Here is a 17004-nt window from a genome sequence, read left to right on the forward strand (position 1 = left end):
ACGGTGGTGTGAGAGGTCGGTAAACATGAAAATAGGAGATAAACACCTATGATTAATGTTTACCTCCTACTCGATTGTCCGATATGATATGAGAGCCGAAGTTTTTTCTTTCCGGACCGTGCTTCGTTTTTATATATGTGGAAAGATAAAAAAAGAGATCGGAATTTTCCGACCTCTTTTGCATTAAAATAGAACTCAGATTATTTCTTGAAATATCTGTTGTACAAACCTTCGAAACCTTTTCCGTGACGAGCCTCGTCTTTTGCCATTTCATGAACTGTATCGTGGATAGCGTCCAGATTCAACTGTTTAGCACGAGTCGCAATACGTTTTTTATCTTCGCAAGCACCAGCTTCTGCGTTCATACGTTTTTCCAAATTAGTCTTGGTATCCCATACACAGTCGCCTAGCAATTCAGCGAATTTAGAAGCATGTTCAGCTTCTTCCCAAGCATAACGTTTGAAAGCTTCAGCTACTTCGGGGTAACCTTCGCGGTCAGCTTGACGGCTCATTGCCAAGTACATGCCGACTTCAGTACATTCACCCATAAAGTGATTGTTCAAGTCTTTAATCATTTCTTCATCGCAACCTTTGGCTACACCGATTACATGCTCGTCAACGAATGTCAGACCGTTGTTGTCTTCTTCCATTTCTTTGAATTTGGAAGCGGGAGCTTTACACAAAGGACATTTTTCAGGAGCTGTTTCACCTTCGTAGATGTAACCACATACAGTACAGATAAATTTCTTCATAATTCAATGTTTTTTAGTTGTTAGTTATTTAGTTGTTTTTTGCCTATGGCCAAAGGCCTAGGTCAGTTCTTGTTCATTTTCAAACATTCAGGGCATATACCCTTATAGTATCGGTGTGTTTCCTCTATTTGAAAACCTTCTTTTTTCATATGTTTAATCTCATCCGGTTCTTCTGCCGATAGAGGGATGTCCGTGATTCTACCGCATACTTTACATTGGAAATGTGCATGTACAGATATGTCTCCGTCAAAGCAAGCATTCCGTTCGTCAATGGTCAACATGCGGGCTGCACCGTGTTCTACAAACAGTTTCAGGGTGTTGTAGACAGTTGTTTTCGACAATGTAGGAATATCTTGGCATAAAGCCATATAAATCTCATCGATGGACGGATGAGTATGATGCTTCAGCAAGTAATCCATAATGGCAATGCGTTGTACGGACGGCTTGATTTGGTAACTGAGCAGATATTCGTAAACGTTCATCTTATTATTCCTTATTTGTAATTGTTACAACTTTAAATCATTGGCAAAGGTATAAATATTTTCTTTATGTACAAAATAACAGATGCTTTTTTTACTTTTTTTCAATATGGATAAGGGATACACCTTATTTTATATTATCTTTGTCCGATGTAAGCCAAGATATTAAATGACATACTTATGAAATATGGTTTTGTGAAAGTGGCAGCCGCTATTCCTTTGGTGAAGGTAGCCGATTGCCCATACAATGCAGAGCAGGCAGAAAGCCTGATAGCGAAGGCAGAGGGGAACGGGGTGCAGATATTGGTTTTTCCCGAGTTAAACCTCACTGGATACTCGTGTGGTGACTTATTTGGGCAAGCATTGTTACTTGAGCAGGCAGAGATGGCACTGATGCGCGTGCTCAACAATACTCGTCAGTTGGATATCATTTCCATTTTGGGTATGCCGCTTCGGGTAGACTCGATGTTGCTGAACTGTGCCGTAGTTATTCAGAAAGGAAAGATTCTGGGAGCTGTGCCCAAGACTTATTTACCCAATTATAAGGAATTTTATGAGCATCGCTGGTTTGCTCCTGCCACTTCGCTTGATGGTGAGTCTACCGTTCGTCTTTACGGGCAAAACGTTCCGGTCAGTCCTCATTTGTTATTTGAGACTGCCGAGACAAGGTTCGGCATAGAGTTGTGCGAAGACGTGTGGGCGCCTGTCCCGCCTAGTTCGGCATTGGCTCTTAAAGGAGCCGATATCATTTTCAATCTTTCTGCCGATACCGAAAATATCAGCAAACATCAGTATCTTCGTTCGTTGCTTGCTCAGCAATCTGCACGTTGTTTGGCTGGATATGTGTTCGCTTCGTGTGGTTTTGGCGAGTCTACTACCGATGTTGTGTTTGCGGGTAATGCGCTGATATACGAAAACGGTACGTTGTTGGCAGCTTCCGACCGTTTTTCTTTTGACAGGCAACTGGTGGTAAGTGAAATCGATGTAGAACGTTTGCAGGGCGAACGTTTGGTGAATACAACTTTTGCCGCCAACATAAGTCAGTATCAAGGAGAGCCGATAAAGGTTATACAGACCGAAAGGGTATTGGAGAAAGATTTTACACTTACTCGGCGGATAGACCCACATCCGTTTGTCCCGGCAGGGGGGCAGATGCTTGCCAGCAGATGTGAGGAGATTTTTTCCATTCAGGTAGCAGCGCTGGCAAAGCGGTTGGTACACACAGGATGCAAGACGGTAGTGGTAGGTATTTCGGGAGGACTTGATTCTACGTTGGCGTTGTTGGTATGTGTCAAGACATTCGACAAGTTGGAGATGTCGCGCAAGGGCATTGTCGGCATTACGATGCCAGGATTCGGCACCACAGGACGTACTCATCGCAATGCTGTTGCGCTGATGGAGTCGTTGGGGGTTACCTCACGTGAAATCAGCATTCGTGATGCCTGCCTTCAGCATTTTAAAGATATCGGACATAATCCTGATGTGCATGACGTGACCTATGAAAACGTGCAGGCACGTGAGCGGACACAGATTCTGATGGACTATGCCAACAAGGTAGGGGGATTGGTAATTGGTACGGGCGACCTTTCCGAACTTGCTTTGGGCTGGTGTACTTACAATGCCGACCATATGTCGATGTATGGAATCAATGCCGGTATTCCAAAGACTTTGGTACGTTATCTGGTCACGTGGGTAGCAGAAACGGTAGATGCCGGTTCACGTGCTACGCTGCTCGATATCATTGATACCCCTATCAGTCCTGAACTGATACCAGCTGATGAGGATGGCAATATCCGGCAGAAGACCGAGGACTTGGTAGGTCCTTATGAACTTCATGACTTTTTCCTTTATCATTTTTTGCGTTTCGGTTTCCGTCCCGCCAAAATTTATTATCTGGCAAAAGTAGCTTTCCGTGGTACTTACGATGATGATACTCTTAAGAAATGGTTGTCGAACTTCTTCCGTCGCTTCTTCAGTCAGCAGTTTAAGCGTTCTTGTCTGCCCGATGGTCCGAAGGTGGGTTCCGTATCGCTAAGTCCGCGTGGTGACTGGCGTATGCCGAGCGATGCCAGTGCAACGCTGTGGCTTCGCGAATGTGAAGAGGTGAGTTGAGATGCGTGGAAAGTGTTTGGATAGAAATGGCAGATAATTTTTTGCGGCTATCCGTGATGGCATTCCGAAAGCACATTATTCAAGTTAGACTCCGGGTGGGTGAATAGCGTTTCTGCTGTTATCCCACCCGGATTTTTTATATCGTTTTCTGTTTGAATAGCTTGAACTGGCGGTAGAGCATAATGGCGGCGATGATGCTGGCTGCAAGGTCGGAGATGGGCATGCTGAACCAGATGCCGTCTGCACCCCAGAAGAGCGGGAGAATCAGCAGGAGCGGGATAAGTATCATCACCTGCCGGCTCAGCGAAAGGATGATGGCTTTTTTTGCCATGCCGATGCTTTGGAAGAAGTTTGACGTGACCATCTGGAATCCGATGATGGGGAAGAACATTACCGTGATGCGCAGCCCGCGTGCCGAAAGGTCTATCAGGGTCTGGTCGGTGGTAAAGGCTTTTGCCACGAGTTCGGGTATCAGTTCGCCCACCAGGAAACCGGTTGTCGTTACGATAGTGGCGGCTATCACGGTGATTTTCATTACCTGGTTCACGCGTCCGTATTGGCGTGCGCCGTAGTTGTATCCGGCTATGGGCTGCATGCCTTGGTTCAGCCCCATGACAATCATGACGAAGAGGAAGCTGATGCGGTTCACGATACCGAACGCTCCGATGGCAAGGTCTCCGTCGTACAGCTTTAATCCCTTATTGATTAAGATGACAATCATGCAGGCGGCTATGTTCATGAAGAACGGAGCCAGCCCGATGCCGATGATGTTCTGCACCAAATGGCTTTGCAGGCGGTAAATGCCTTTCTTCAGGCGGAGCAGTTCGTTTTTCCGGCAGAAAAGCTTGATTTGCCATGTCAGGGCGATGATTTGCGCCAGTACAGTAGCCAACGCCACTCCCTGGATGCCCCAATGGAACACGAAGATGAATATCGGAGCAAGGATGGTGTTGATTACGACGGTCATGATTGTGGCGAACATCGCCTTTTGCGGATAACCCGCCGCGCGGAGCACCGAGTTCAGTCCCAGGTACATGTGTGTCACCACATTGCCCAAGAGGATGACAATCATGTAATCGCGTGCGTAAGGGATGGTCGCTTCGCTCGCTCCGAAGAAATATAGAATCGGTTCGAGAAACAAGAGGGAAAGAATCGTGAATCCGATGCCGATAAGGACATTCAGCGATACGACATTGCCCAAGATATGCTGGGCGGTAGTATAATCTTTTTGCCCTAACTTCACCGAAACCAGCGTAGAAGCACCTACCCCCACCAGCGAGCCGAATGCGGCGGCAAGGTTCATCAGGGGGAATGTGATGGCAAGTCCGGAGATGGCCATAGCGCCTACACCGTGCCCGATGAAGATGCTGTCTATCATGTTGTAAAGTGAAGAAGCCGTCATGGCGATGATGGCAGGGACGGCATATTGCGTCAATAGTTTGCCGATAGGTTGTGTGCCTAATTCGGAAGCGGTTCCTTTTTGTGACATAAAACTCTTTTTACCATTAAATCCGGGTGCAAAGGTAATCAAAATTAATGAAGAACGAAGAATGGAGAATGAAGAATTCCATGCGGGCGAAGCGATTCTTCATTCTTCATTCTTCGTTCTTCATTTATTAATTGTATCTTTGCTCCCAAGAATTTTGGACTTTTATGGAACATACTCCTCTATCTTTATACGAATTGAATGCCTTGGTGCGCCAAAGTGTCCGCTTGTCCATGCCCGATGCGTATTGGGTGCAGGCGGAGCTGAGTGATGTGCGGACCAACTATTCGGGGCATTGCTATCTGGAATTTGTACAGAAAGACCCGAAGAGCAATGCCTTGCTTGCCAAGGCGCGGGGCATTGTCTGGAGCAATGTATTCCGTGAGCTGAAGCCTTATTTCGAGCGGGAAACCGGACAGGCATTCGTGGCAGGGCTGAAAGTGCTGGTAAGAGTAACGGTGGATTTTCATGAGCTTTACGGCTATTCGCTTACCGTTATCGACATCGATCCTACGTATACGCTGGGGGATATGGCAAAGCGGAGAAGGGAAATCTTGCAACGCTTGGAAGAAGAAGGCGTGCTTACATTAAATAAGGAGTTGGAATTGCCCGAACTTACCCAACGCATTGCCGTGATATCTTCGCCCACGGCGGCGGGGTATGGAGATTTTTGCGACCAGTTGGAGCGCAATGCTTTCGGGTTTGTGTTTTATACCAAATTGTTTCCGGCGGTGATGCAAGGCGAGCAGGTCGAGGATTCCATTATCTGTGCCTTAAACCGGGTTTATGCCGAGCTGGAACATTGGGATGTAGTGGTGATTATCCGTGGAGGTGGAGCGACATCAGATTTGTCAGGGTTCGATATGTATGAACTGGCAACGAATTGTGCTCAGTTTCCTTTGCCAATCATTACCGGTATCGGCCATGAGCGCGATGATACGGTGATTGACATGGTGGCGCATACGCGGGTAAAGACTCCTACGGCTGCTGCCGAGTTCTTAATCAATCATTTGCGTGAGACTGCTGGTAGGCTGGATGAATATGTGTCGTTCTTTTATCAGGAAGTGCCTGCTTGGTTAGAACGGCAGAAAGAACGTTTAGAACATTGGGTGGCACGTATTCCGGCACGTGTACAAATGCGTTTGCAGGATGAAGGATTCCGTCAGGAACGTTTGTTGAAGCGTATGCATTTGGCTTGGCAGACCCGTTTGATTAAGGAAGATTATCGTTTGCAATTAGACCGACGGTTGGGCGTGGTGCTCTGTTCGCGTCTGCAACGGGAAACCCAGCATCTGCTGTTGATTGAGCAACAAGTCAAATCGGCATCTCCCGACCTGCTGTTGCAGAAAGGATATAGCATTACATTGAAAGACGGTAAGGCGGTGACAGACCCAGCTTTGCTCTCGCCGGGTGACAAGATAGTGACGCGAGTAGCAAAAGGAGAGTTTAAAAGTGAGGTATTATAGGTAAGTTTTCATTATATATTATGGCAACCAAAAAAGAAACATATTCTGAAGCGATGAAGCGGCTGGAAGCAATCGTGGCGCAGATTGAAAGCAATGAACTGGACATCGACGAGCTGGCAGGCCGCTTACAGGAAGCTCAGCGTCTGATTAAATATTGTAGAGAAAAACTCTATAAGGCGGATGCGGAAATCAAAAAGATGCTTGATGAAGGAAGCAAAGAAGAAAAAAGTGCGGATTAAATTGGATTTTGTAAATATAACTCTTACATTTGTTGCATTGTTTATAACGAAATGTAACATTTAAAACATATTATTCGCATGAAAGAAATCGATTGGGCTAATCTGCCGTTCGGGTATATGAAGACAGATTACAACGTACGTTGCTATTATCGCGACGGGAAATGGGGAGAATTGGAATTGTGCTCGGAGGAGACATTGAATATCCACATGGCGGCTACTTGCCTTCATTACGGGCAAGAAGCGTTCGAAGGGTTGAAAGCGTTCCGCGGCAAAGACGGCAAGGTCCGTGTATTCCGTCCGCAAGCCAATGCAGAACGTTTGCAAAGCACATGCCGGGGTATTTTGATGCCCGAACTTCCGACAGAGTTGTTCTGCGAAGCTGTACGCAAAGTGGTGAAAGCCAACGAACGTTTCATTCCGCCTTACGAAAGCGGTGCGGCTCTTTATATCCGTCCGTTGCTTATCGGGACGGGGGCACAGGTAGGCGTACATCCGGCAAGTGAATATTTGTTTGTGATATTCGTCACTCCGGTAGGCCCGTACTTTAAAGGAGGCTTTGCTACGAACTCGTATGTGATTATCCGTGAGTTCGACCGTGCTGCTCCGCTTGGTACAGGTACATACAAGGTGGGGGGAAACTATGCAGCCAGCCTGCGTGCCAACAAGATGGCGCATGATGCGGGTTATGCGTGCGAGTTTTATCTCGATGCAAAAGAAAAGAAATACATCGACGAGTGCGGTGCAGCCAACTTCTTCGGCATCAAGGATAATACGTATGTTACTCCGCTTTCTACTTCTATCCTGCCGTCCATTACCAACAAGAGCTTGATGCAGCTGGCAGAGGACATGGGCTTGAAGGTAGAACGCCGTCCTATCCCCGAAGAGGAACTGGAAACGTTCGAAGAAGCCGGCGCGTGCGGTACGGCTGCGGTCATCAGCCCGATAGAACGTATCGATGATTTGGAGAACCACAAGTCGTATGTCATTTCGAAAGACGGCAAGCCGGGTCCCATCAGCGAAAAGCTCTACCACAAGCTTCGTGCCATCCAGTATGGTGACGAACCCGACCCGTACGGATGGGTGATGATGGTGGACTGATACTTCGGTAACGTAAAAAGAAAAAGAGAGTATGCAGATATGCATATCCTCTTTTTTTTGAATATCAATTAAATGAATCTCTGCAATCAGCCAATTCGGTTGGGTTGCAAACGCAGTATATATTCAACCGCCGATGCAGTATATATTCAACCGCTGATGCAGTATATATTCAACCGCTGATGCAGTATATATTCAACTGCCGATGCAGTATATATTCAACTGCTGATGCAGTATATATTCATTTTTCAGGAGTATATATTGGCTGTTTGCGTGCATTCATTTGTTTTTTACTTTATTTTCGGTAGCATTTCAGGCGTAGGCCGTTCGTAATTGCTGATGGGAAGTTTTACCTTCATCAATTTCTTCAATTTATGTACAGGACGCTCTATATCTTTCGGAAAAGACATTTTTGAAAACTGCTGGAAGTAGAGCAGGCAAGCATCTTTCCACCACACTGCATCATAGGTTTGAATTTGAAGCCGTTCGTCTACGGCATTCCAACGTTCTGTATCCACATAAGGTTTTACTTCCTCCCAAGTCTGGCAGAAGTTCCGTGTCTTGTCTACACCATGTTGGTAATGGCGGCATAATTCTTCCCATAAAGTAGTTCCGTTATTCATGGTATGTGTCCACGGTGCATGGTGAAACCAAAGCAGGAACTCTTCGGGACAGGTATCGATGGAGTCGAACATACGCGCCAGTGAGTCGGGGTATTGTGCCACGGCATTGCTTCCGGTATGGCTACGGTCAAATCCAAGTCCTGTACGGTCGGCCTGGTGGTAATAAGAGGGAAGCCAGTCGGGGCGTGCTCCGGGAATGGTGCACCAAGGTTCAGGTCCATAGTGGTGTCCCCAGGCAAAGATATGGTGTAGTCCGAGGGGCATCATATAGTCTACTACGGCTTCACGGCTCTGCATCATCATATCCTCTACGGGATGTATAAATTGAGGGTTGGCTGTAAATGTCTGTGCCAGCCATTCATCGGCAATACTTTCCGAAGAAAGTTCCGGATTCCATGCCAGGCGTCCGAAGGCATACCAGTTGGCTTGTGCAAAATCGTGTCCGCACCAATTACTTTCGTCTCCGATATTCGATACACCCGCAATGGCACGTATGCTTTCCGGTTTTACATATTGGAAAAATTCTTTCCACATCGGTGCCAGGTAAGCCAGGTGGTTGGAGTGTCCCAGGTATTCTTGTGTTACTTGAAACTCCACCATTAATGGGGTATGTTTCATCGCTCCGAAGAGTGGGCTGTAAGGTTCACGCGGCTGGAAGTCAATCGGACCGTTCTTTACCTGTACAATGACATTGTCGAGGAATTTTCCATCAAGGGGCTGAAATTCCAGATAGGCTTGTTTGGCACGGTCGTTATCAGAAGGGCTGTACACAAAGGCACGCCACATTACAATGCCTCCATAAGGTTTTAAGGCTTCTGCCAACATATTGGCGCCTTCGGCATGAGTGCGGTGATAATCGCATGGTCCGGGTTGGCCTTCAGAATTGGCTTTTACCAGAAAACCTCCGAAATCGGGTATCAGACTGTATATTTCGTGTACTTTCTGCTTCCACCAGTTTGCTACTTGGGGATCCAACGGGTCGGCAGTAGCCAATTTGCCTATAATCATCGGCGAAGCAAAATTTACCGATAAGTATACTTTTAAGTTGTAAGGACGGAAAATATCAGCCAGTGCCTTTACTTTCTTCAGATAAGGTGTGTCCAGCATTTCGGGTGAGGCGTTGACATTATTCAACACTGTAGCATTGATACCGATGGAGGCGTTGGCACGGGCATATGCTTTGTAACGGGGAGAAAGTGTCGCTGGCAGTTCGTCCCATTTCCAAAGTGAATGTCCGGCATATCCACGTTCGATGGTACCGTCCAGATTATCCCAATGGTTGAGGATTCGTATGGGATACGCCGGACGTTCTTCGATATGGAGTGACTGAGTGTCTTGCTGGGTTGCTTGAAGTCGTAAGAGGTGATAGGTGGCATAAAGCAGACCTTTTTCGGAGATGGACCCAAGTGTGATACCGTTTTTCCCCGACCGGATGGTATAACCTTCGGGTCCTAAAGCGGTGTGGGTAGCATCATTGAACAGCTCAAGTGATACAGGAGTGCCTTTCCATGTCCGTTTCAGTTCAGAGCAAGCTATATCCAGTGTAGGAGAAAGCAGTGAACATTCTACCTTAGCATTTGCTGTAGTGTCCTGCCGTAGCCAGAGGCGGCTGCCGTTTTCTGCGGACAGCCGTTCTCCAGCAAGCAGCAAGCATATGCTGAGAAGCAACATTCGTATCATTCTCCTCCTCCGTCAATAGTGATGATTTTTCCTTCTGCGTCGTATTCCAGTTCTACTACTTTCAGACTACGCAACCATGTTTTTCCTCCAGAGGGTACACAATCGTGGTGGAAGAGGTACCATTTGCCTTTGTATTCTACAATGGCGTGATGTGTGGTCCATCCCACTACCGGTGTGAGGATAACTCCTTGATAGGTGAACGGTCCGTATGGATTGTCTCCGATAGCATAACACAAGAAGTGGGTATCGCCCGTAGAATATGACAAATAGTATTTTCCGTTGTATTTGTGCATCCACGATGCTTCGAAGAAACGATGCGGGTCATTGGCTTTCAGTGGGTTTCCTTCCTGGTCGATAATGAGGACGGGGCGAGGGTCTTCGGCAAACTGCATCATGTCGTCACGGAGTTTTACCACACGTCCGGGCAGAGCTGGTTCGTTGCCTTCGGGCAGGATGGCGCTTTCCAGTGCCTTATTATCCCGGTAACGTTGCAATTGTCCGCCCCAGATACCTCCAAAATAAATGTAATGGCTTCCGTCTTCATCGCAGAATACGGCGGGGTCGATGCTATAACTTCCCCACATCGGATTGGCTTCGGGAATAAACGGACCTTCGGGCTTGTCGCTTATGGCTACTCCCAGACGGAAAATGTCATTGCGGTCTTTCATCGGGAAATACATGTAATATTTGCCGTTTTTGAAAGCCACGTCGCAATCCCACAACTGGCGTCCTGCCCAGGGGATATCTTCCACTTTCAATACAACTCCGTGGTCGGTGATTTCACCGTGCATTACATCATCGGTAGAGAATACGTGGTAATCTTTCATATTAAAATGGTCGCCATTGTCGTTTTCGGGAACTCCACTTTCCCAGTCGTGCGAGGGATAAATGTATAATCTGCCGTTAAAGACATGTACAGACGGGTCTGCCATATAATCATTCGGTACGAGGTATCTTGCTTCTTTTTTCATGGTTATGAGTTTTTTATGTTTATAAGTTTTTTAAGTTTTTCTTCTGTGTTATTGGGGTGTGTTTGTTTCCTTTTCTTTTATCATTTCCGTGATGAACGGCTTGGGCTGGTAGTTACGGTCGAAGAGCAGCGGATAGTCTTTACGTCCTCGGATAGGGAAACCGTTTTTCCAGGAATCTCCGTCGGTTACTCCCCATGCTGTCACACGGTCTACGATATCGGCATGTTTTTCAAACAGTTCAAAGAATTGTTTCATGCGGGCGTTCCATGCCTGCGATACAGAATCGGGTAATGCATCCGGATACGGATTCAGCGCTTTCTTGAAGGCGATTGTATCCGATATATTGGCTGTACGTGATACGGTAGGCAAGGCACTCATATCCCATTCGGTAATCATTACTTTCACACCTTCTGCTGCAAAAGCAAGCATACTTTTTTCGAATTCTTCAATTTTCGGATAGTCCATACCCATGTGTCCTTGCATACCGACAGCATCGATGCGCAAACCTTTTTCTTTCAGGCTGCGGATGAGTTTTACAACTCCTTCGCGGCGTCCGGGGTTATCCATTCCGTAATCGTTATAATATAGTTCGATGGTGGAGTCTGCCTCGTGTGCGTATTGGAATGCCAAAGGAATGAATTCTTCACCCAAGATTTCATAAAATTTGCTCTTGCGGTACGAGCCGTCCTCAACAATGGCTTCATTTACCACGTCCCATCCTTTCAGCTTTCCTTTGAAATGATTTACTATGGTATAGATATGGTCTTTCATGCGTTGTTTCAAAACTTCGGGGCTTACGTTCTTTCCGTTTTTGTCCACACAGAACCATTCAGGACATTGCGAGTGCCAAATCAGTACGTGGCCGGTCATGGTCAGGCCATTCTCCTCACCGAACTTTACGAAATCATCCGCAGCCTTGAAGTCGTACACGTCTTCTGACGGATGGAGTTCTTCCATTTTCATGCAGTTTTCAGCAACAATGGCATTGAAATGGTGTTTCACAATATTGGTAGCATTCGTGTCTTTTCCAGCTACTTGACGGACATTTACTGCCGTTCCGATAAGGAACTGGTCGCCTACGGCATCTTTCAGTGTAAGCTCTTGTGGAACAGTGCTTTTAGGTCCGCTACATGCTGCGACGAACGTTGCTGCCAGAATAGCAGATGCAATGTGTTTTACTTTCATGGATTTTGTTTTTTAAGTTATTTGTTTATTCAGTTAACTGAGAAGCTGTTTTGAATTTCTCCAAAAAGTTTTTCTTGGCTTGATGTATCTGTTTTCGTGTGTGCTTTGGGCGATTTTTTGGTTCTTTTCGCTCCTGTTCTTCGTCAGATAGCCCGCTATCTTCCTCATCACAGAAGCGAAAATGCCTCAAAAACTCATCCCAAATCATCGCACGATAAATTCAAAACAGCTTCTGATACTTTGTCATTTAATTTTGTTTGCTTCTCCGTTCGGCGAGTTCTGCCTGCATTTTTTCGTTATATTGTTTGGTGATAGGATAGAAGCACAAGGCAATTACTCCAACAAAGAACGTGGCTGCAGGAATCAGGCTGGACGAGAGAATGATTCCGTGGATAGCCGATTCGCTTTGTACAGCTCCGACTCCCGATACATAGCCAAAGCCAGAAAGCAGGAAGCCAAGGATGGCACCTCCTACACCCAGGCCGGCTTTTAAGGCAAATACCACTCCGGCGAAAGTGAACCCCGTGGCACGGCGGTAATGGATGTATTCCGAATGGTCGGCTACATCGGCAATCATTGCCCAAAGCAGAGGTACGGTGGGGGCGTATGCCAGACTCTTCAAGAAATTCAGGAAGAACATCAATTCAATGTTCTCTTTCGCCGGGAAGTAGAACATTGCCGTGAAGATGGCGGTCAGTGTCAGACATACAATGAATGTATTTTTCTTTCCGAAGCGGTTGGCAAGGAAGTTGGAAAGAATGATTACACCGAAAAATTGTACCAATGCTCCCACCATGTTGAATACACCGAAACCTACTTCGTAGGCTTTGTCAGGGGAGCTCACTATCAGCCCGAATGCATTTAATATATGATAACCTATTGAATCCTGTGCTTCGGCAGATACCAGTCCCATGCGGTCGAGGAAGTTATAGAGGGCTCCCGCATCGACGTAATGCTCGAAATAGTAGTTCATAGCGCTTCCCCACATGGCTAGGGTGATGAAGACAAATAGAGTCAGCACGAACATTGCGCGCCAAGGTATGCTTCCGAAAATATCCTTGATATCTTCGCGTAAATTGGTCTTTTGATTGGCCGGTGGGGTAATGCGTTCTTTTGCCGAGAAGGCAGCTATGGCAAGGAAGATGAATCCCACTACAGCAAATAAGGAAATCGTGCATAGCCATCCATGTCCTTTATCGCCGTCTTCCGAGAATTTGCCGACCAGGGGCAATGTTAGTCCTTGAACCACAAACTGTCCGATAGTTGAGAATATGAAACGTACGGAAGTGATGCTGGTACGTTCTTTGATGTCGCCCGACATGACGCCACCCAGTGAAGAGTAGGGGGTGTTATTGAATGAATACATCGTCATCAATAACGTATAGGAGATGGTTGCATACAATGCCACCAGCCCTTTGTCTTCAATGCCGGGATTGTAGAATGCCAGAATATAGAATACCATAAAAGGTATGGCTGTCCACAATACCCAGGGGCGGTATTTTCCCCAACGTGTCTGCGTACGGTCGGAAAGAATGCCTACGGTAGGGTCTACAAAAGCGTCTACAATGCGTGCTACCAACATAACAGTTCCGGCAATGGCTCCTTCCAGTCCGAATACGTCGGTATAAAACTTTGTTTGATAAATCATCATCATCTGGAACACAAGGTTCGCAGAGCAGTCTCCCAATCCGTAACCGATTTTTTCGGCCATGGAGACTTTTTGATTCTGTAGTGCGTTCATGGTATGTATTTAATTCTTTAATTGGTTCTTGGTTTTATTTATGTTTTTTGGCAATTCCCTTTTATTTTGTGAGGTAGGTTTAAAAACTTTGGGTAACGGCTTCTACCAGTCGTTTGCCTCCTGTTTTCTTGTCCAACGGATGGATGTCATTCCACTCGCCTGTGTCTTTATTGGGGATCAGGGTGGCGTGCGGGTCTTCTTCTGCGGCTTTCGCCTGTTGTGCCTGCAAAGCTGCCCATCCTTTTCTGCCCGGATTGTCGGGAGCCATGAAATCGGCAAGTTCCATGATGTAGAAAGGCATTTCAGGCATTCCGAAGGTTTTCCGCCAGTCTTTCATCAACGATTTCAGCAGGCTGGCATATTCTTTCCATTTACCTGTGTTTGATTCGCCCTGATACCATACAGTGCCTTTGAACACATAATTTCTCAGAGGGGCAATCATGCCATTATAGAGTCCGATGGGCATATTCTGAAAAGCTGTAGACGAAGGAGCCTGAGGCATTTCTGTTCCTATGCGGTGTTTCCATTGTTGTGAGAGGTTGGTCTCTTCTGTCCCGCAAATCAGCTTATATGGTTTGTCTTTTACGAAAGAAGGGAGTCCTCCGTTGCTCACCAGGCGTATGGTTATTTGGTTTTTGCCTGTTTTCAGAAGTCCTTTCGGGATGTTGTAAATACGTGGAGGATATTGGTAGGCAACGCTTCCTACGAATTTTCCATTGACATATACCGAGTCTGCATCCACAATGCATCCCAGGCGCAACGTAGCTTCTTTTCCGTTCCACGAGGCAGGCAGGTCAATCTGCTGACGGAACCAGTGTACACCGTTTATCGGGCGCCATCCGTTGGTAGCCCATTGAGGTGAAAACATGTCAACGGTTTGCCATGCCGAATCATCGTAATTTTCGGCATACCACGGAGTTTGTGCATGAGTGCCTTTATCGGTTTTGTAAAGTTCGATTTGCCAGGCACGTCCACGGGCTTGTTCTATCTGTTGGATGTTGTTTATCAGTTCTTTCGATTCATATACTGCTTTTTGGTGTGTGTAGACAGGAAAGTCTTGCAAACCTTCTTCGCTGATCCAGGCTTCGATGGGAGTTCCTCCCCAGCTTGAGTTGATGATACCTACGGGTACCTTTGTTTTTTCATAAAGTTGCTTGGCAAAGAAATAGCACAAAGCCGAATATCCCATGACATGCGTTTTGTCCAACGGTTGCCACTCGGCTTTTTTGATGTCTTTTTGCGGCTCATTGAAATCGTAGCAATATGGAACCTTCAGATAATGGATGTTTGTGTTTTCGTAAGCATTTATTTCATCGGCAAACATGTCCATTACACGTGCTACGGTCAGCTCCATATTCGATTGTCCCGAACAGAGGAATACATCACCTATTAATATATTATGTAAGGTAATGTCGTTTATCTGCATGTCATACGGGCCTCCCGCCTTCATGGCAGGAAGCATGATTTTCCAGTTTCCATCCGGACCGGCAGTGGTTTGATACTCTTTTCCTGCAAACTTGAGGGTAACACTTTCGCCTGCATCGGCGGTTCCCCATATAGGTACTGCTTTTCCACGTTGCAATACCATGCCGTCGTTTATTAAGTAAGGCAAAGAGATCTTTGCTTCGCCAATCGCGGCGAAGCAAAGACAAAGTAATAAAACTAACCCTAACTTAATATTCAACCTATTTGTCAACCTATTTGTTTTCATCATAATTAATACTTGATTGGTTTTGGTTCTATGCAAATGTATGGAAAGTTTAGCTATTTCGTATTCACAAATGCTTCAAAAACTTTTCTCTATGATACATCCGACTCTTTGTTTGTTACATATTTTATCACGTATGTTACATTTTATGATATAAAACATAAAACGTCCATTTTGGACGCTTGTCGAGAGATGTATTTTGGGCTTTGTTTTGGAGGCTTTGTTCGGACAGCAAATCAGTATGAACACTAGCGTGACAAGGGAACAAATCGCATCTTGTTTTGTGAATATTTTTAAAAAAAGTGGTTTTTGTTTAAACGTTTTCTTACTTTTGTCATCACATAAGCATTAGTAGAAACCAAAATTAGCATGAAAGGCACATGAACAAATGGATTAAATGGGGGATTATCGTGGCGATAATAGCCGGATTGACCGGATTGGGCATTTATTCGTTTACACCGCGAGAGAATACCGAACTCAATGAGGCGGACAGGAAAATGCCTGCCGAGAAAAAGCAAATCTTGAACGTGAACGCGCAGGTGGTGCGCCCCCACGTACTGACCGATAAATTATTTGTAAGCGGCAAGCTTATACCCGATGAGGAAGTGGACCTCTCGTTCGAAACATCAGGAAAAATCGTTGACATCAATTTTCAGGAAGGGACAATGGTGAGCCAGGGGCAATTGCTTGCCAAGGTAAACGACAGCCAGCTTCAGGCACAGCTGCAAAGACTGGAAGCGCAGATGCCGCTTGCCGAAGACCGCGTGTTCCGCCAGAACGCCTTGCTCCAGCGCGATGCTGTAAGTAAGGAGGCTTACGAACAGGTGAAAACCGAGCTTGCCACCCTTCATGCCGATATCGAAAACGTACGTGCCACGATTGACATGACCGAGCTTCGTGCTCCTTTTGATGGAGTGATAGGCTTGCGGCAGGTCAGTATGGGTGCCTACGCTTCGCCTACAACCGTCATTGCCAAACTTACCAAGATAAAACCGATTAAGGTGGAATTTGCCGTCCCCGAACGCTATGCACGTAAGATACGGAAAGGTACGAAGCTATCATTTAAGGTAGAGGGGCATCTGGATGCCTTCGAAGCGGAAGTATATGCCCTGGAGTCGAGCATTGACCCCGAGACGCATGCCCTGACCGTACGTGCGATTTACCCGAATACCCGTGCCGAATTGCTTCCCGGACGCTATGCCGATGTCGAATTGCGCCAAGGCGAGATACAGGATGCCATCGCCATCCCTTCCGAAGCCATCGTACCCGAAATGGGGCAGAACAAGGTCTTCGTATACCGCTCGGGAATCGCCATGCCTGTCGATGTGGAGATAGGCATCCGTACCGAAGCCGAAGTGCAGATACTCCGTGGGTTAGCGGCTGGAGATACCATCCTGACTTCCGGAACCTTGCAGCTCCGCACGGGAATGCCTGTAAAATTGGATAATATCAACTAAAACCGTGCCT

Annotated in this window: 14 protein-coding genes; 5 read left to right on the forward strand and 9 right to left on the reverse strand. The window is 46.4% G+C overall.

Annotated elements, in window-relative coordinates:
- Nucleotides 1–200: 200 nt before the first annotated feature.
- Together B5G04_RS18785 and B5G04_RS18790 are read right to left on the reverse strand one after the other, a co-directional pair.
- A complete protein-coding gene (locus B5G04_RS18785) occupies nucleotides 201–752 on the reverse strand; it encodes an NADH peroxidase (RefSeq protein WP_022039311.1) in 552 nt (183 codons plus the stop codon).
- A gap of 62 nt (nucleotides 753–814) precedes the next feature.
- Entirely contained in the window at nucleotides 815–1234 is a 420-nt protein-coding gene (locus B5G04_RS18790; RefSeq protein WP_022039310.1) for a transcriptional repressor, read from the reverse strand.
- A gap of 177 nt (nucleotides 1235–1411) precedes the next feature.
- Here B5G04_RS18790 and B5G04_RS18795 point away from each other — a divergent pair, with 177 nt between their 5' ends.
- Nucleotides 1412–3343, forward strand: coding sequence for an NAD(+) synthase (locus B5G04_RS18795; RefSeq protein ID WP_022039309.1), 1932 nt, complete (start codon nucleotides 1412–1414; stop codon nucleotides 3341–3343).
- A gap of 136 nt (nucleotides 3344–3479) precedes the next feature.
- Here the strand turns inward: B5G04_RS18795 and B5G04_RS18800 are convergent, their stop codons facing one another.
- The gene (locus tag B5G04_RS18800; RefSeq protein WP_022039308.1) at nucleotides 3480–4832 is read right to left on the reverse strand and encodes an MATE family efflux transporter; all 1353 of its coding nucleotides are present in this window, start codon (nucleotides 4830–4832) and stop codon (nucleotides 3480–3482) included.
- 164 nt (nucleotides 4833–4996) lie between these two features.
- Here B5G04_RS18800 and xseA point away from each other — a divergent pair, with 164 nt between their 5' ends.
- The 3 genes from xseA (at nucleotide 4997) to B5G04_RS18815 (ending at nucleotide 7632) form a co-directional block, all read left to right on the forward strand.
- Entirely contained in the window at nucleotides 4997–6295 is a 1299-nt protein-coding gene (gene xseA / locus B5G04_RS18805) for an exodeoxyribonuclease VII large subunit (protein ID WP_087398329.1), read from the forward strand.
- Nucleotides 6296–6315: 20 nt separating this feature from the next.
- On the forward strand, nucleotides 6316–6534 hold the full coding sequence (gene xseB, locus B5G04_RS18810) for an exodeoxyribonuclease VII small subunit (protein WP_087212528.1): 219 nt from the start codon (nucleotides 6316–6318) through the stop codon (nucleotides 6532–6534).
- 78 nt (nucleotides 6535–6612) lie between these two features.
- A complete protein-coding gene (locus tag B5G04_RS18815) occupies nucleotides 6613–7632 on the forward strand; it encodes a branched-chain amino acid aminotransferase (protein WP_013619206.1) in 1020 nt (339 codons plus the stop codon).
- Nucleotides 7633–7919: 287 nt separating this feature from the next.
- Here B5G04_RS18815 and B5G04_RS18820 read toward each other — a convergent pair whose 3' ends face one another.
- The 6 genes from B5G04_RS18820 to B5G04_RS18840 all read right to left on the reverse strand — a co-directional run bounded on the left by B5G04_RS18820 (nucleotide 7920) and on the right by B5G04_RS18840 (nucleotide 15540).
- Nucleotides 7920–9932: an alpha-glucuronidase gene (locus B5G04_RS18820; RefSeq protein WP_087398330.1), complete on the reverse strand. Its 2013-nt coding sequence runs from the start codon at nucleotides 9930–9932 to the stop codon at nucleotides 7920–7922.
- Complete coding sequence (locus B5G04_RS18825) at nucleotides 9929–10903, reverse strand: glycoside hydrolase family 43 protein (RefSeq protein ID WP_022040793.1); 975 nt, start codon at nucleotides 10901–10903, stop codon at nucleotides 9929–9931. The genes B5G04_RS18820 and B5G04_RS18825 overlap by 4 nt, the downstream gene beginning before the upstream one ends.
- A 48-nt stretch (nucleotides 10904–10951) precedes the next feature.
- Nucleotides 10952–12088, reverse strand: coding sequence for an endo-1,4-beta-xylanase (locus tag B5G04_RS18830; protein WP_087212516.1), 1137 nt, complete (start codon nucleotides 12086–12088; stop codon nucleotides 10952–10954).
- Between the two features lie 25 nt (nucleotides 12089–12113).
- Nucleotides 12114–12296, reverse strand: coding sequence for a hypothetical protein (locus tag B5G04_RS20105; RefSeq protein WP_158100145.1), 183 nt, complete (start codon nucleotides 12294–12296; stop codon nucleotides 12114–12116).
- A 39-nt stretch (nucleotides 12297–12335) separates the two neighbouring features.
- The gene (locus B5G04_RS18835) at nucleotides 12336–13829 is read right to left on the reverse strand and encodes an MFS transporter (RefSeq protein WP_087398331.1); all 1494 of its coding nucleotides are present in this window, start codon (nucleotides 13827–13829) and stop codon (nucleotides 12336–12338) included.
- 79 nt (nucleotides 13830–13908) lie between these two features.
- Nucleotides 13909–15540, reverse strand: a complete 1632-nt coding sequence (locus B5G04_RS18840) for a sialate O-acetylesterase (protein ID WP_087398340.1) — start codon at nucleotides 15538–15540, stop codon at nucleotides 13909–13911.
- A gap of 377 nt (nucleotides 15541–15917) precedes the next feature.
- On the opposite strand from B5G04_RS18840, the gene B5G04_RS18845 reads away from it, so the two are divergent.
- Nucleotides 15918–16994 carry an efflux RND transporter periplasmic adaptor subunit gene (locus B5G04_RS18845; protein ID WP_087398332.1) on the forward strand — a complete coding sequence of 359 codons (1077 nt, stop codon included), beginning with the start codon at nucleotides 15918–15920 and terminating at the stop codon, nucleotides 16992–16994.
- Nucleotides 16995–17004 lie beyond the last annotated feature (10 nt).

It is taken from the genome of Bacteroides sp. An51A, assembly GCF_002161565.1.
GTDB classification, from domain to species: domain Bacteria; phylum Bacteroidota; class Bacteroidia; order Bacteroidales; family Bacteroidaceae; genus Phocaeicola; species Phocaeicola intestinalis.

Coding starts and splice junctions, on each gene's coding strand:
- B5G04_RS18830 (WP_087212516.1), bottom strand. CDS start 12,088: ATGAAAGTAAAACACATTGCATCTGCTATTCTGGCAGCAACGTTCGTC.
- B5G04_RS18840 (WP_087398340.1), bottom strand. CDS start 15,540: ATGAAAACAAATAGGTTGACAAATAGGTTGAATATTAAGTTAGGGTTA.
- B5G04_RS18825 (WP_022040793.1), bottom strand. CDS start 10,903: ATGAAAAAAGAAGCAAGATACCTCGTACCGAATGATTATATGGCAGAC.
- B5G04_RS20105 (WP_158100145.1), bottom strand. CDS start 12,296: ATGATTTGGGATGAGTTTTTGAGGCATTTTCGCTTCTGTGATGAGGAA.
- B5G04_RS18795 (WP_022039309.1), top strand. CDS start 1,412: ATGAAATATGGTTTTGTGAAAGTGGCAGCCGCTATTCCTTTGGTGAAG.
- B5G04_RS18785 (WP_022039311.1), bottom strand. CDS start 752: ATGAAGAAATTTATCTGTACTGTATGTGGTTACATCTACGAAGGTGAA.
- B5G04_RS18845 (WP_087398332.1), top strand. CDS start 15,918: ATGAACAAATGGATTAAATGGGGGATTATCGTGGCGATAATAGCCGGA.
- B5G04_RS18835 (WP_087398331.1), bottom strand. CDS start 13,829: ATGAACGCACTACAGAATCAAAAAGTCTCCATGGCCGAAAAAATCGGT.
- B5G04_RS18815 (WP_013619206.1), top strand. CDS start 6,613: ATGAAAGAAATCGATTGGGCTAATCTGCCGTTCGGGTATATGAAGACA.
- B5G04_RS18790 (WP_022039310.1), bottom strand. CDS start 1,234: ATGAACGTTTACGAATATCTGCTCAGTTACCAAATCAAGCCGTCCGTA.
- xseB (WP_087212528.1), top strand. CDS start 6,316: ATGGCAACCAAAAAAGAAACATATTCTGAAGCGATGAAGCGGCTGGAA.
- B5G04_RS18820 (WP_087398330.1), bottom strand. CDS start 9,932: ATGATACGAATGTTGCTTCTCAGCATATGCTTGCTGCTTGCTGGAGAA.
- xseA (WP_087398329.1), top strand. CDS start 4,997: ATGGAACATACTCCTCTATCTTTATACGAATTGAATGCCTTGGTGCGC.
- B5G04_RS18800 (WP_022039308.1), bottom strand. CDS start 4,832: ATGTCACAAAAAGGAACCGCTTCCGAATTAGGCACACAACCTATCGGC.